Here is a 14148-nt window from a genome sequence, read left to right as displayed (position 1 = left end):
GGAAGCGCTGTGCCTAGGCTGCAAGCGCTTGCCGAGCCCAACGGTCCGGAGAATTCCCGAAACCGGGCCGACGTTTACCCGCTTCGTTTCTCCATCGGGTGGAGGTACTTCTGCATTGCCGACTGGAGCGAGGGAATTTTATGGCTAGTCCGGAGGGCGTCCGGGAGCTGAACATCAGCGTCACGGGATGCGATGCCAGATCCGGAAGACTCGCCTGGGCCCAGCAGGACATCATTGACTATGTGCGTCGGGATCCCTTTCTTCAGGCCGTTGTGCCCACCCCGCACCGCCCCCGTTTGGACGACTGTCTGCAAGCGATTCGCACCGTGGTGAAGCGTCATGAATCTCTTCGGACGTTGTTTGCCGAGGAAGACGGTTCCCCTGTCCGCCAGGACGTCCAGGAGAGGGTGAATGTGCCCGTTTTCCTGGTGTCCCATCCTTTGCCGAACGACGATGACGGGAATTCTCTGCTGTCCGTACTGCCCCGGACGGTGATGGACACCTCCACCGAGGTCGCCTACCGCATCGGAGTACAGGCCGACGGTGACAGCGTGAAGCGCCTTGCTGTGATCGCATCCCATCTCATCGTCGACGGCTGGGGCTTCGAGAATCTTCTGGACGAACTGGTCCGGGAAACGCGTGCTCCCGGCGGCCAGCGAGCAGCCCTTCCCCGTGTCTTCCAGCAACTCGACCAGGTGGAATGGGAGTCCGGGAGGCCGGGGGAGCGGCGCAGGGAAGCGGCCATCGCCCACCATCGGGCAGACGCCCTCCTCCTGGAGAGCGTCAGCTTGGCGCGGGGCAAGCCGGCTCTTCCCGACGAGTCGGTCCATCTCGGTGGCATCTCGCTGGGTTTGAGCTCGCAACAGCTTGAGGCAGTGGCACGGAGATTCTCGGTCGGTGTGCCGGCGCTGCTGCTGGCCTCGTACACCAAGGCGGTGTCCGCAGCACTCGGTGTCGAGACCTTTCTGGTCAGACTGCACTGTGCCAACAGGTTCAGCCCGGCACGCATGCGTTCTGTGACGCGGTTGAAGAGCACGACGACCATGCCATGCACCGAACCGACGAGGACATGGCAGAAGGTCGCAGCCGAGACACGAGAGCTCTCCCTGATGGCGTACCAGCATGCCCAGTTTCCGCCGGAGGAGCACATCCAGGTGCTGGACGACCTGCTGCCGGACTGGCGGGAAGGTGCCCCACTGATCGTGGAGTTCAACGACAGGCGGGCCATCTTCGACCCCGCAGCCGGCACGTCGCCTGGCGCAGGTGTCGACCTGACGCCCTTTCCGGATCGTCCGGTGGTCTCACGGGAGCCGATCCGACGTGCCGCCCGGCCTTTTATGGGCCTTGCGATCGACCCGTGTCTGCGCACGGGAGGAGCGGCGCTCAAACTTGAGACAAACCTGCTGTCACCTGACATGATCGAGGACTTTCTGTCCGGTGTCCGCGAGCGGTTCGCTCGAGAGTCGCGCATCACCCCATGAGCCGCTTCACCTTCGGCTCACCAGGTCGTGGCAGCCGGGGCAGACGGCCTCGAAGAGTGGGGTGACGCGGAGCGTGCTGCGTTCCTCCCGCGGCCCGCGCGGGCGATGCCGGCTTCACCGGCGCGGTGGCAGCGCGAGCAGGCCGGAGCCACGCGTGCGCCCCCGACGCCGCCGCGCGGCCTGGCTCCGCACGGGGCCCCAGCCCTCGCCCCGACCTCTACCGACCCAGCCCTCGACCATGTCGGAAAACGCGTGTACATCGTTCCCGGAGGGACGTCGCTATGGCAAAGCTGGCCATCCAAGGAGGGCAGCCGGTGGGAGACTTCGCCCTTCCGGCCTGGCCTCGCCCCGCGCAGAACGCACTGCGCAACCTGCAGGCCGTCCTCGAATCCGGCCGCTGGTCTTTGCCGGGTGCCTGGCAGGGGCGTCCATCGGCCGAGGAGCGGTTCGCCGCCCGCTTCGCCGACTTCATGGGGGCACCCCACTGTGTGCCCACCACGAACGGGACATCAGCTCTGGTCATCGCCCTGGAAGCACTCGATGTCGGCGCCGGGGACGAGGTCATCGTCCCGGGGCTGACGTGGGTGGCGAACGCGTCGACCGTCCTCGCCGTGAACGCGACCCCGGTCATGGTGGACATCGATCCCGCCACCCTGTGCGCGTCCCCGGCAGCGATCGAGAGGGCGATCACCGAACGCACCCGGGCGATCGTGGTGGTCCACCTCTTCAGTTCGGTGGCCGACCTCGACGCGATCCTGGCGATCGGTGAGCGTCACGGGATTCCTGTCGTCGAGGACTGCTCCCACGCCCACGGAGCGTCCTGGCGGGGACGCCGGGTGGGCACGTGGGGCGCCGCCGGCACGTTCAGCATGCAGGAAAGGAAGCTGCTGACTTCGGGCGAGGGCGGTGCCGTCGTCTGCCAGGACGGCGCCCTCGCCGACCGGCTCACCCAGCTCCGTTCGGACGGCCGCCGATTCGCGCCCCACCCTGTCGAAGGCGAGTCGGAGCTCGTCGCCGACTGCTCGGTGGCAGGCACCAACTACTGCATGTCCGAACTCTGCGCCGCGGTGCTGGACGCCCAGTTGGAGGCCCTGCCCGAGCAGAACCGGCGCCGCGCCGAGAACGCGGCCGTCGTCGACAAGCTCCTCGAAGAGCTGCCCGGCGTGACGCCCGTGCGGGCACTGCCATCCGTGACCGAGCGGACCTACTACCAATACGCCGTACGCATCGACCGGGAGGCGTTCGGCGGAGTCACAGCCACGACAGTGTCCCGCGCGCTGACGGCCGAGACCGGTCTTCCCTTCCAAGCTCCCTACCCCCCGATGTACCGGCACCCGCTCTACCGGCCGCGCACGAAGCGGCGGTTCCTCCTCGAAGGCCGCGATCCGGGCCGCCTGGACGGGCCGGCTGGCGGCCTGCCCGAGACGGAGCGGGCGCACCTGGAGGTGCTGACGCTTCACCACCCGGTGCTGCTCGCGCCCGACCAAGCCTTCGACGCGCTGCCCGAAGCGATCGAGAAGGTGCAACGGGAGGCGGCAAGCCTGTGCGCGGTGGAATCGGCCAGCCGTGAATCCGCCACCCCCCTCTAGGGCTGCCAAACGAAACAAGCGGCGGACCGCGATGCCGTCCTTCTTCGGGGACGTCATGTGCTGTCCACTTCAGACACATGAGAACAGTGATCACGGAGGTGCAGCAGTGACGACGGACCGTGGCGCCGACGTCGGATACGATGCTGTCGTCGTCGGCTCCGGCTTTGCGGGGTCGTGGGCGGCGAAGGAGCTGACCGAGGCAGGCTTGCGCACGCTCGTCCTGGAGGCCGGTCCGCCGCGGACCGCCGACGAGGTTCCCGACCGATCGCCCCAGGTCCGCGGTCCGAACGCCAACGCTGACACGAGCCAGTACGGCGGATTCACCGCACAGCTCGACGGCAGTGCCTTCGCCCGTTCCGGGAACGACGCCGAGCGGCTGTGGACGAGCCGGCACGTCCAGCGACGGCACCCCGGCTTCGTCCCCCGCGGCCCGCACCTCTTCGTCGACGACGCGCAGCACCCCTACCAGACGCCGGCGGACATGCCGTACTACTGGATCCGAGGCATGCAGGTCGGCGGACGTTCGCTGACCTGGGGCGGCACGGCGCTGCGACTATCGCCCGGGGAACTCGACGCGCCCGACCTTGATGACTGCGCTCTGTCCTGGCCGGTGCGATACGAGGAACTGGCGGACGCGTACAGCGCCGTCGAGGAACTCATGGGATTACGGGGCAGCGCCGAAGAAATCCCGCAGCTCCCCGACAGCGTCTACCAGCACGCACCGCACCCGCTCACGCCGGCCGAACGAGACTTCCAGACGGCTTACGCACGCACGGGCGCTCGCCCCGTCCCGGTCCGGTACATCCCGCCGGAGAGCGGGGGAGACAAGTGGCCGGGGTTCACGATGCAGGCCGCGGCCCTCGCGGCGGCCGAGCGGACGGGCCGGTTGCTGCTGCGGCCGAACGCCTTCGTGACCGAGGTGACCGTGGACCCGGAGACGGGCCGGGCGACAGGCGTTTGCTATGTCGACACGACGGAGGGAACCCGGCACCATGCGACAGGCCGCGTGGTCTTCCTGTGCGGCGGCACCATCGAGACGGCGCGGCTCATGCTCAACTCGCGGGGCCCGCGCCACCCCTTCGGGCTCGGCAACTCCAGTGGCTGGCTGGGCTGCGGACTGATGGACCACCCCGTGGTGTCGGCCACAGGCGTACTCGACGGCTACTCGCACGCCGTCGGCTACGAGTGGTCACCCCGCCAGCGCGGCCTGGTCGTGCCGCCGCGACCCGGAGATCACGGTGACGTGCGCCCCTTCGGGATGTGGGTGAACCTGCAGCGGCTCACCTCGCAGGGGCTCACTCTGGGCAGCATCGACGCCCAAGGGGAAATGCTGCCATACAGGCACAACCGGGTCAGGTTGAGCGATCGGCGGGACCAGTGGGGCGTTCCGATGCCGGTCATCGAGTGCGCGTACGGGTCCCACGAGCAGCATCTGTACGCTGCGATGCGACGCAGAATCGAAGAGGCCGCCGCCATCGCGGGGCTGCGTATTACTGCCATGTCGGAGGCGCTCACCGTGCCCGGGTTGAACGTGCACGATCTCGGCTGCGCCCGGATGGGCTCCAGCGCTGACACATCCGTGGTCGATCCCCACAACCGCTGCTGGGACTGCCCGAACGTCTTCGTCACTGACGGCGCCTGTTTCCCCTCCGCCGCGTGGCAGAACCCCACGCTCACCATCATGGCGATCTCGGCCAGGGCAGGCCGGTATGCGGCAGGGCTTGTGCGGAACGGAACGTACTGACGCGTTCGTACGACGGGCGCCGGCGACGGCAGTTCGAAGGCCGGCCCGGTGCCTTCAGCCGTTGACGCCGGTGTAGTGGCGAAGGCTCCGGTTGAACAGCAGACGGGCGCCCACGAAGGAGGCCATGCCGAAGAAGGGGGAGGAGGCGGCGACCCACACCGGCACGCCCAGCGCCGAACCGTGACCGGTGAGCACTCCGGCGGGGAAGTAGGCGATGAACGCCAGAGGGAGGACGTAGGTCAAGGCGCCCGAGACGGCCTTCGGCAGGACGTTGAGCGGGTAACTGCCGAAGGTCCCCATCAGCTCCTCCAGCCAGTTGCTCCAGTGGCTGGTGGCGGGGAAGTGCAGTGCCGCGCTCGACAGCGCCGTGAACAGGGCCGCCTCCAGCAGCATTCCGCCCAGGACGGCCGCCGCCAGGAACGCGATCCGGACCGGCGTCCACTCCAGCGAACTACGCGCCAGCGCCCCGGCGAACAGGCTCACGGCGACGAGGAGATCGCCGATGGCGTTGGTGGGGAAAAAGCTCAGCTGCATCTGGCGGTAGACGGGCATGGGACGCAGCAGACACGCGTCGATCAGCCCCTCCTGGACCAGCATCGCGAGATAGTGGACTCGGCCGAAGAACAGCACGAACAGCCCGTGCGCGAGCATCCGCATGGCGGCGATCAACAGCGCGTCCGCGGCGGACCAGCCGCCCATCCCGGAGAACCGGTTGAGCAGCACGGTGGCGAAGACAACCACCGAGATCTGCCAGACCGCGCCGACCGCCACCTTCATCAGGAATTCGACGCGATACTCCATCTGCGCACGGAAGTTGAGCTTGGTGATCTGCCAGGCCACCGCGACGGCCGGTACGACCCTTCTCGGCACGGTCAGCCTCCCTGCGAGACGACTCGCCGCGCGGCGCGGTGCCAGAGCAGCCGGGCCAGTACGGCGAGCAGGACCACCCACCCCGCCTGGAGGGCGAGCTGGGGAAAGGCGTCGGACATCGGTAGCCGGCCCACGTGCAGGGAGAGCGGCACGGCGAGGGTGGCCTGGAAGGGCAGGAACGCGCTCATCGTGATGAACCAGTCGGGAAAGAACCACAGCGGCGCGTACATGCCCGAGAGGAGGTTCTGGGCGAAAGTCAGGATGAGCAGGGCCGCCTGGTTGCGCACCGTCCAGAAGCAGAGCAGGTCGATCATCAGCATCAAGTAGTACAGCACCCACTGCCCGAGCAGCAGGCTCAGCGCCGACACGGCGGCGACGGCGGCCGAGGCCGGGGGCTCCACCACCCCGGCGGCGCAGGAGATCGCGTAGCCGGCCAGCAGCCACAGCAGCCCGTAGAGCTGGTCGCCGAGGGCGCGCAGCGCGTAGTAGCGGCGTGGCGAGAGCGGGCGGAGGAACCAGTAGACGATCGACCCGAAATGTATGTGCTGGAGGACAGTGTCCCGGCCGGCGGAGCGGTCGAGGCTCCGGAGCCGGGAGGCCAGAACGGCCAGGACGGCGTAGGTCACCGCCTGTTCGCGGGTCAGTCCTGCGCTGGTTCCGGAGCTGGTGTGGCTGTACAGCCCCCGCCACAGGGCGACCACCAGCACGAGTTGCACGGCCAGGCGCAGCAGGCCGGCGGTGATACGGGGCGGGGCGAGCAGTTCGCCGAGGGGGGTGATACGGGCGACGCGTGCCGCGCTGGTCACGGTGGTCATCGATCAGCCGCTCCGCAGCGCAGGCTCGGCCGGTTCGGCGCCCTGGAGGTAGACCAGCCGGGGCCCCTTGCGGAGCAGCAGACCTGTGCCGGGCAGGGGCGCGACGGGCAGGCCGGGTTCGGTGAGGGTGACCCGCACCTGCCAGGCACCGCCGAACCGGCGCCGTATCTCGTCCAGCGAGCCCTCCAGCACGATCCGACCGTGACTCATCAGACCGCGTCCGGCGAGCCGCGCCACCACGTCCATGCCGATGGTCGGTTCGTCGAGAAACACCACTGGTGGGTCGTGCGGCAGGTCGGAGGCCGGATCGCAGCGGACGCGCCGGCCGAGGCAGGGGCGACGCACGCGGGTGTCCCGGAAGGAGGGTGACTCCAGCAGCGCGTCGAACTCCATGAGACGGGCGCGGTGTTCGCCCTCCCCGACGCCCTGGATGCCGCCGAGGACGGTGAAGGGCTCCCGCACCGGCAGGTCCCAGCACAGCCGGGTCCGCTGCCCGAACACCGCCCCGATTGTGCGCGTTGCGCTTCTGGGAGCGCAGAGCACCGCCGAGGCCCGGACGGCGCGCGGTCGTGCGGGGGCCCGGGGCAGAGCGTGCGCCTCGATGACCGGAGCCTGAGCCATGACATCACGCCTTCGTTCTCTGCAACGTCGTGGCGTCCTTGATCATGACGAACGCTGTACGGGGCCGGATCGCCGATCACAGTCGGGGGATCGAGGTAACGTCCCGGGCGTCCAGCCTGCGACCTGCGTCGAAGAGCCGATCGAGGAAGGAACTGCTCCACTTCTGGGGCTTGCCGTCCAGTTCTCCGAACTCGTCGAGATAGCGGCAGTCGGCTGGACGCAACTCGTCGAACCCGGCATGGGGGGCCAGGTCCGGGTAGAGCAGCGAGGCATGGTGCAGCGCGTAGTAGACGCTGCGCTCGGCGTGGTAATCACCCACTCGCCGACACACCGATGGCCACGCCCCTCGGTCCTGTATATCCGCGTAGCTCAGGGCGACGTCGAGGAACTTGACGACATGAAGGTCGGTCCCCTCCTCGATGTAGAAAAGGGTCGTGGCCTCCTTGTGGAGATGGGCGCACAGATCGATGAACTGGTCCTCCAGGGCCAGCGCGTAGCTGTTCTCGCCACACACGACCGTGCCGATTCTGCGGTCCAGCAGATCCGCGACCTCCACCGAGCTCTCGGAGAGCGGCTGGAATATGTTCAGGCAGAGATCTACGTGGAACGCCTGGATGTGGTCGACGTTCGCCATCTTCACGTACGGCAGCTCGTTATTCACGTTCATGCGCCAGAAGATCCGCGCCGTCCGGCTGTACTCCTCCACGGCCTGCCCGTTCTCCGACACCCGTCCCTGGGAGTAGCCGAGGCTCTTGAGGAGGGACCCGATCTCCGGCGCGGCCTCGCGCTCGACGAGGAGGTCGAGGTCGGACATGCGCCGCAGTCCCGGATCACGGTACAAGCGCTCGATGACGACCGGGCCCTTACGGACTGCGTAACGGATTCCGGCGGAGGTGAGTTCACGGATCACCGTGCCGAAAGCGTCAGCGAGACCGCGGTTGCGGCTCCGGTTGCCGTAGTAGGCGCTCTCGAAGAGCCATTGGTAGGGGACCAGGGCCAATCCCCGGTCACCAAGGTGAAGATGGTGGCGCAGAAGGTTGCGAGCGATGAGCGGCAGAACCCGGTGCCGGGCAGCCTGGTCGAGGAAGTGTCCCCAGTCGAAATCCACGGCATGTTCGCCGAGAAGCTTTCTGCACGCCCGGATCCGATCCTCGTCCGGATCCAGGCGTGCCAGCCAGAGCAGCAGCTTGTCTTCGACCTTCATCCGAGTGACTACCTTCGTCGAAGTTCCCGAGTCGCACCGGCCCGGCCGGGTAGCCGGGGGAGGGGGCGTCACGACGGGTCCAGCAGGCACCTGACGTCCGCCGGCCAGTCGTCCATGTTCGTTCCGTGCCGGAGCGTCAGTGCCAGGGCCAGCCGGTCGAGTCCGAACGCCGCGCAGGAGCTGTGTGCCCGTTCGTCGGCGGGGCCGACGAGGGAGAACGCCTCACCGAAGTGGTCCTTGTGGTAGTTGAACGATGCCACTGCCTGCCGCACGTCGCGGTCCACCTCGGCCCGCAGCTCCCACTTCAGCTCTTCCTCCAGCTGAGCACGGCCGAGGAGGATGCCCGCCCGTCCAAAGAACGGATCGTTCGCGACCTCCGCCGTGTGGTCGAGGCCGAGAGCCGTCAGCCAGTCACGCGCCCGACCAAGCATGGCATCACGCCAGGAACGGCACTGCGCGGGCGGGCCGACCATGACGACCTCGAGCATTCTGAAGCTGCGCAGGCGACCGGGCTCCGCGGTCGCCTCATGCCGGTAACAGTCGCCCTCGGCCATGAAGAACCGCGGTTCGTCGATGCGGTGACCGGACAACAGTGGGTAGACGTGATGGCACACGGCGGGCGTCAGCGTCAGGCCCGTGGGTTCCTCGCCCCGGCCGTCCCGGCCGGCCGCGGAGTCGCTCCGTGCGTACACCTTGCCGAGCAGATGAGGAAACGACTCGGTGTAGCCCGCGCGCGACACGATGTCCTCGGAGATTACAGGCGGAGCGAACAGCCGCATCGGCCGGTGTGCGGCGGCTAGGCGGGTCAGACCATGGCGCAGGCCGGTGAAGATGCGCTCGTCGCTTCCCGTGGACAACAGGACCGACCACGGGGCGTCGCCCCCGTCCGGTGCCGACGGGAACGGATCGTCCGTGGTGCTCTCCGTGTACAAGTTCACTGCGCTGTCCCTCCGGGAGAGGCTGTCCGTGCGTTCACCGGGCCGACACGGAGAGCGGGTGACTCACGTCCGCAGGGAACGGACGGCCGACGCCATAGTGGTGATGCTGGTGAACGTGGACCGGGTGAGCAATTCATCGGGAAATTCGATCCCGAATTCCTCCTCGATCGCGACCAGGAGCCGGACGCTGGCCATGGAATCCATTCCGGAATTCCACAGATCAGTGTCGAAGGTCAGGGTATCCCGCAACTGACCTGTCTTTGAATCCTCCAGGACGAGTGCGCGAAGACGCATCTCGATGCCCCGGTCCTCCGGCGCTTCGGGTTCGGCTACCTCTGGCACTGATGGGCTCTCCTTGGCTACGCCGCCAAGCGCTCAACTGGTGCTCGATACAAGGTGCTTGACAGCACATGGATCAACGTTGGCATGCACCCGATAGTTCGTCAAGACCTTCGTTCAGCCCCTTGACGAAGGTCTGGACGACGCTAGCATCGGGTCGGTTCGAGGACCGCCTCATCATGGACCGATCGTGGTCGGCGAGACCGGGTAGGTCTGGGACGGACCGCAGAGCAACGGGACTGGAGACCTCATGGATTCTTCGCTTCGGGAATTGAGCCGAGAGCTGCTCGCTGACCACGGTCTGACGATTTCCGAGGAGCGCATCAACTGCATTACTCCGTACATCCAGGAGGTTTCGGAGTCCGGCGTGCCCGGGACATTCGTCGAACTTGGCTGCCACAGAGGAGCGATGGCGGTCTGGACCCGCTCAGTGCTGGACAGTCTCGGCGACCTGTCCCGGGAGATCCATGTCTACGATTCCTTCCAGGGAATGCCGAGCCCCGGCGCACACGACTCGGACCATGTGGTCGAAGGAGAGTTACGGGCATCTCCGGACGACGTACTCGACACGCACGCCCGCTGGGGGAAGAGGCACCCGGCCATCCATGAAGGGTGGTTCGAAGAAACCCTGCCGTATTCTCTGCCGGACTCCATCGCGTTCGGCTACCTGGATGGCGACTTCTACGAGTCGATAGTCACCAGCCTGGAGCACTGCGTACCGCGGCTCAGCCCGGGCGCCGTACTCATCATCGACGACTACGCGGATCTGGAAGCCAACCCGAAGGCCTGGAATGGCCTGCCCGGGGTCAAGACCGCCTGCGACGACTTCTTCGGCAAGCCCTCACCGGTCCAGGCCGTCATCCACGACAGTGACCTCCCGTTCGGCGTCTACCGCCATGTCTGAGAGCGCGGCCGGGATGCGCGGGGACTCGACCGGCTCGTTCCGCACGCTGACGTTCCACGGGGAGCGCTCCGGTTCCTCCGCTTTGACCTGGGGCCAGAAGTGGATATGGAAGGCCGTCGCGTCGCAGGCCCCACACTTTAACCACCTGAACCTTCAGCGCCTGGTCGCAGTGCCCGAATGCCGCTTGGATGCGGTGATGGCCGCCCTGACGAGGCTCGTCGAGCGGCACGAGACGCTGCGTACCCGATTCTGCTCCGATGAACGGAACGTTCCCCGGCAGGTGGTCGTCGCCGAGGGGACCCTTCGCGTGGAAGTGGCCGAGGTCGGGGAAGAATGCCTCCGCGACGCAGCCGCCCGGCTCACCGAGCGGCTGACCGCCTTGCCATTCACCCTTCCGGAGCTCTCCTGCCGCTTCGGCATCGTGACCGACGCGGGCGTTCCCCGATACGCCGTCATGGTGCTGTTCCACATGGCCGCCGACCGCCACAGTGCCGACACGATCGCGCAGGAGCTGACGGAGATGCTCGCGGCGGGCACGGCGGACTGGATGCCGTCGCAGGACATCCTGCAGCCGTTGGACAGGGCTGCCCTTGAGGCCGGGGAACAGGGCAGGCGCAGATCCCTCAGGGCCGTCAAGCACTGGGAGAAACAGATCGAGAGATTCCCTCCCGCTCTGCTGCGCCCCCGCAGCGGGGAGGCGAACGCCGATCACGAAGAGATCTTCATGCACTCGCGGGCGCTCCACGAGGCGGTCGGCCGCATCGCCGCCCATTGCGGGGCGACCACGTGGTCGGTGGTCGTGGCGCTGGCGTCAGCGCTCCTCGGCATCAAGTCGGGCACCTCCGAGGTCGGACTCCTGCTGTTCTCCCACAACCGCTTCGACAAGAACTCCACACCTCTGTCCGGAACGGTCGTGCAGGACTTCCCCAGTTGCGTGCGCGTGGCGGACCTGACCATCTCCGAGATCGTCGACCGGACCTCGCAGACCGTCCTGCTCGCAGGGCTCTGTGGCCAGTACGACCCAGATGACCTCGCCCGGACGCTGGAACGCTTCCGGGAGCGGACGGGCAGAGCCGCCGACCTGGCCTGTGCCGTCAACATCTCCTTGCCGCAGGCGCAGGAGCAGCCGCCGCGCGAGGGCGCGGCCCCCGGCCCGGAGGCCGGCACCGGCCAGCTGCACCGACTGGCCGCGGGCACGCGACTGGAGTTCAAGCGCAGGCTGCGGCACGAGGACATGAAGCTGTTCTTGAGCGTGTGGGAGAGCGGACCCGGAACAATGACGGTCGCCCTAAGAGCGGGGCTGGAGTTCCTGTCCCGGGACGAGATATCAGGTTTCCTGAAGGACTTGGAACGCCTGTCGATTCATGCCGTCTCGCACAGCCACCTTCCCCTGTCGTCCGTTGGCCGCCTGGACGCGTTCCACAGCGCCGGCGGCCCCGCGGCTCTCACTCCGTGACACCTGCCGAGCCGTCGCCGCGGCCCCCGGTGGGCAGCAGACCGCCCTCCGGCAGGGGGCACGCCCGGTCTGGGTCGAGGCGCCAGTCCTCCGGCAGATGCGACACGTCGCCGAGCGACAGCACCTCCGCCCGGTCCCGCGTCAGCCGCAGCCGGGAGACGGACCCCACCGGTACCGCGCCGATGTCACGGTACCGAGCGGGCGGGATGCCCAGGAAGTACGCCAGGACGAGCCGGATCGGGGCCTTGTGGGAGACGAGAACGACCGAGCCGGCCGTGCCCATGACCTCACGTACGCAAGCGACAGCTCGCGCCATCACCTGCAGCCCCGACTCCCCGTTAGGCGGGGCGTGGAGAGCGGGATCGCCGCGCCAGCGCGCCAGCGCGTCCCCCTCCGCCTCGCCGACCTCACGGGGCAGCCGGTTCTCCCAGCCGCCGAACGACAGCTCGCGCAGCCGGTCGTCCACGGCAGGGTTCCGGCCCGAGCCCGCGAGCGCGAGGCCCGCTGTGGCCACCGCGCGGGTCATGGGGCTCGTTACGACCCGGTCCGCCTTGCGCACCGCGGGGTGCGTCGCGAGCCGTTCGGCCATGTGTTGGCCGACCTCTGTGAGGGCGGGGTCGTGCGCACCGCAGAAGCGGCCGGCGAGCGTGCAGGGGGTCTGGCCGTGGCGGACGAGCACCAGCTCCCACGGGTGAGCGGTCACCGGGGCGTACCCCCTAGCCCGGTATCGTCCCCGGTGCCCAGCACCGCCGCGACCGACTCGTCGAGGGCCCGGGCGACGGCCCCGTGCACATCTGCGGCGCCGATGCGCTGCCCGAGCAACTCGCCGTACACCCGCACGAAGGGCTCGGTCGTCGACGGTCGCAGCAGCAGCCACTGGCCGTCCGCCACCCACAGCTTGATGCCGTCGACGGCGGTTGTCCGCATGACGTCGCCAATACCGAGCGCGGCCACGGCGGACGCCCCCGTAGCGATCAGCAGCTCCGGGGCGGCGGGCATGCCGATCCGCGTCTCGACCCACTCCAGTGGGCCGACCGCTCGCCGCACGTCGGCGGTGAGTTCGTGGAGTGCCGCACCGGACCGGGCGAGCAGATCCGCCAGGAGCACGAGGATGGACAGCGGATCGCGGTCGATGCCGAATTCGGCGAACGCCATGTCGCCGACTGCTCCGCAGGCCGCGTCGATCTCCCCGCCCGCAAGCAGTGGTGAGAGGTGCTTGAAGCCGACCGGGCACTCGCGCACCGGCTTGCCGAGGCGGTCCGCGCCGTGGCGTGCGGCGGTGCCGGCGGACACCGTCACCGCGACCGGCCTTCCCGGGTGGCCACGGCCCGTTCTCCCCCGGTGCTCCAGCAGCATGCCGAACAGTTCGTGCGGGTGAACGGTGTCGCCGGTGCGGTCGAGCAGATAGACCCGGTCACCGTCGCCGTCGAGCACGATGCCCAAATCGGCGCCAACCTCCTGGACCCGGTGTGCCGCACGCTGGCGTGCCTGCGGCATCGACGGGTCGGGGACGAGGCCGCCGAAGTCCTCGTCGACCGCGCAGCCGATCCGGTGCACCGTCCAGCCGAGCCGTGTGCACAGCGCGGCCACCGGCTCTCCGGCGATGCCGCCCAGGCCGTCCACCACCACCCGGGCCGGCCGGACAGCGGGCGCCCCGACCCGCCACACGTGGTCGATGTGCTCGTCGATCCAACCCGTGGCGTCCTCCTCGTCCACCCAGGCGGCGGAGGGAAGGCCACGGGGCCCGCTCCGGCCTACCTGATCCGCGTACCGTGCCTCGACGGCCCGCTCGGCCGCGCGGGAAAGCGAGCCGCCCGGTGACACCTTCACCTTCAGGCCGTTGTAGGCAGGCGGATTGTGGCTCGCCGTGACGAGCAGCGCCAGGTCGACGGTTCCGCCAGCCACCGCCCGTGAGGCCGACGGCGTGGGCAGGTGCGGAACCAGACGCACCCGCAGACCGGCGTCGAGGCAGTGGGCCACCACGTGCCGGGCAGCCGCCTCGCCGTCGCGCCGCCCGTCGTACGTGACGAGCACCCTGTCGCACGGGCCGCTTGCACGGACTGTGTCGACCACCGCTCGGGCGAGCTCTCCGACGTACGAAGGACGAAATTCCTCACCGATGACGCCGCGCCAGCCGTCCGCACTGGAACGCATGCTCAAGCCGGCACTGCCCGCGGCCGCGGCGGT

The 14148-nt window shown here is 68.5% G+C and carries 13 protein-coding genes; 5 read left to right on the top strand and 8 right to left on the bottom strand.

The window, feature by feature from the left end:
* Nucleotides 1-296: 296 nt before the first annotated feature.
* From ABT063_RS30825 to ABT063_RS30815, 3 genes are all read left to right on the top strand, one after another.
* Nucleotides 297-1481, top strand: a complete 1185-nt coding sequence (locus tag ABT063_RS30825) for a condensation domain-containing protein (RefSeq protein WP_351062809.1) — start codon at nt 297-299, stop codon at nt 1479-1481.
* Between the two features lie 314 nt (nt 1482-1795).
* Nucleotides 1796-3070, top strand: coding sequence for a DegT/DnrJ/EryC1/StrS family aminotransferase (locus tag ABT063_RS30820; RefSeq protein WP_351062807.1), 1275 nt, complete (start codon nt 1796-1798; stop codon nt 3068-3070).
* Between the two features lie 106 nt (nt 3071-3176).
* A complete protein-coding gene (locus ABT063_RS30815) occupies nt 3177-4814 on the top strand; it encodes a GMC oxidoreductase (protein WP_351062805.1) in 1638 nt (545 codons plus the stop codon).
* A gap of 54 nt (nt 4815-4868) precedes the next feature.
* On the opposite strand, the gene ABT063_RS30810 is transcribed toward ABT063_RS30815, so the two are convergent.
* The 6 genes from ABT063_RS30810 to ABT063_RS30785 all read right to left on the bottom strand — a co-directional run bounded on the left by ABT063_RS30810 (nt 4869) and on the right by ABT063_RS30785 (nt 9604).
* Nucleotides 4869-5615 (bottom strand): ABC transporter permease, encoded by a 747-nt coding sequence (locus ABT063_RS30810; protein WP_351062854.1) that lies wholly within the window; start codon nt 5613-5615, stop codon nt 4869-4871.
* Nucleotides 5616-5686: 71 nt separating this feature from the next.
* Nucleotides 5687-6499, bottom strand: a complete 813-nt coding sequence (locus tag ABT063_RS30805; protein WP_351062803.1) for an ABC-2 family transporter protein — start codon at nt 6497-6499, stop codon at nt 5687-5689.
* A gap of 3 nt (nt 6500-6502) precedes the next feature.
* Nucleotides 6503-7000, bottom strand: coding sequence for a hypothetical protein (locus tag ABT063_RS30800; protein ID WP_351062801.1), 498 nt, complete (start codon nt 6998-7000; stop codon nt 6503-6505).
* 196 nt (nt 7001-7196) lie between these two features.
* Nucleotides 7197-8324 carry a nucleotidyltransferase domain-containing protein gene (locus tag ABT063_RS30795; RefSeq protein WP_351062799.1) on the bottom strand — a complete coding sequence of 376 codons (1128 nt, stop codon included), beginning with the start codon at nt 8322-8324 and terminating at the stop codon, nt 7197-7199.
* Nucleotides 8325-8392: 68 nt separating this feature from the next.
* Nucleotides 8393-9262 (bottom strand): class-II aminoacyl-tRNA synthetase family protein, encoded by an 870-nt coding sequence (locus ABT063_RS30790; protein WP_351062798.1) that lies wholly within the window; start codon nt 9260-9262, stop codon nt 8393-8395.
* A gap of 63 nt (nt 9263-9325) precedes the next feature.
* Nucleotides 9326-9604, bottom strand: a complete 279-nt coding sequence (locus tag ABT063_RS30785; protein WP_351062796.1) for a phosphopantetheine-binding protein — start codon at nt 9602-9604, stop codon at nt 9326-9328.
* A 247-nt stretch (nt 9605-9851) separates the two neighbouring features.
* Here ABT063_RS30785 and ABT063_RS30780 point away from each other — a divergent pair, with 247 nt between their 5' ends.
* Together ABT063_RS30780 and ABT063_RS30775 are read left to right on the top strand one after the other, a co-directional pair.
* Nucleotides 9852-10505: a TylF/MycF/NovP-related O-methyltransferase gene (locus tag ABT063_RS30780; RefSeq protein ID WP_351062794.1), complete on the top strand. Its 654-nt coding sequence runs from the start codon at nt 9852-9854 to the stop codon at nt 10503-10505.
* On the top strand, nt 10498-11961 hold the full coding sequence (locus tag ABT063_RS30775; protein ID WP_351062792.1) for a condensation domain-containing protein: 1464 nt from the start codon (nt 10498-10500) through the stop codon (nt 11959-11961). Before ABT063_RS30780 ends, ABT063_RS30775 begins: the two co-directional genes overlap by 8 nt.
* On the opposite strand, the gene ABT063_RS30770 is transcribed toward ABT063_RS30775, so the two are convergent.
* Together ABT063_RS30770 and ABT063_RS30765 are read right to left on the bottom strand one after the other, a co-directional pair.
* Nucleotides 11951-12664, bottom strand: a complete 714-nt coding sequence (locus ABT063_RS30770; protein WP_351062790.1) for a histidine phosphatase family protein — start codon at nt 12662-12664, stop codon at nt 11951-11953. The genes ABT063_RS30775 and ABT063_RS30770 overlap by 11 nt on opposite strands.
* Entirely contained in the window at nt 12661-14115 is a 1455-nt protein-coding gene (locus ABT063_RS30765; protein ID WP_351062852.1) for a hypothetical protein, read from the bottom strand. Before ABT063_RS30765 ends, ABT063_RS30770 begins: the two co-directional genes overlap by 4 nt.
* Nucleotides 14116-14148 lie beyond the last annotated feature (33 nt).

Origin of the sequence: Streptomyces sp. NPDC002838, assembly GCF_040295365.1 — a bacterium.
Classification (GTDB): domain Bacteria; phylum Actinomycetota; class Actinomycetes; order Streptomycetales; family Streptomycetaceae; genus Streptomyces.
Note: the sequence above shows the minus strand (reverse complement) of the source record. Positions and strands in the feature narration are given on the sequence as shown.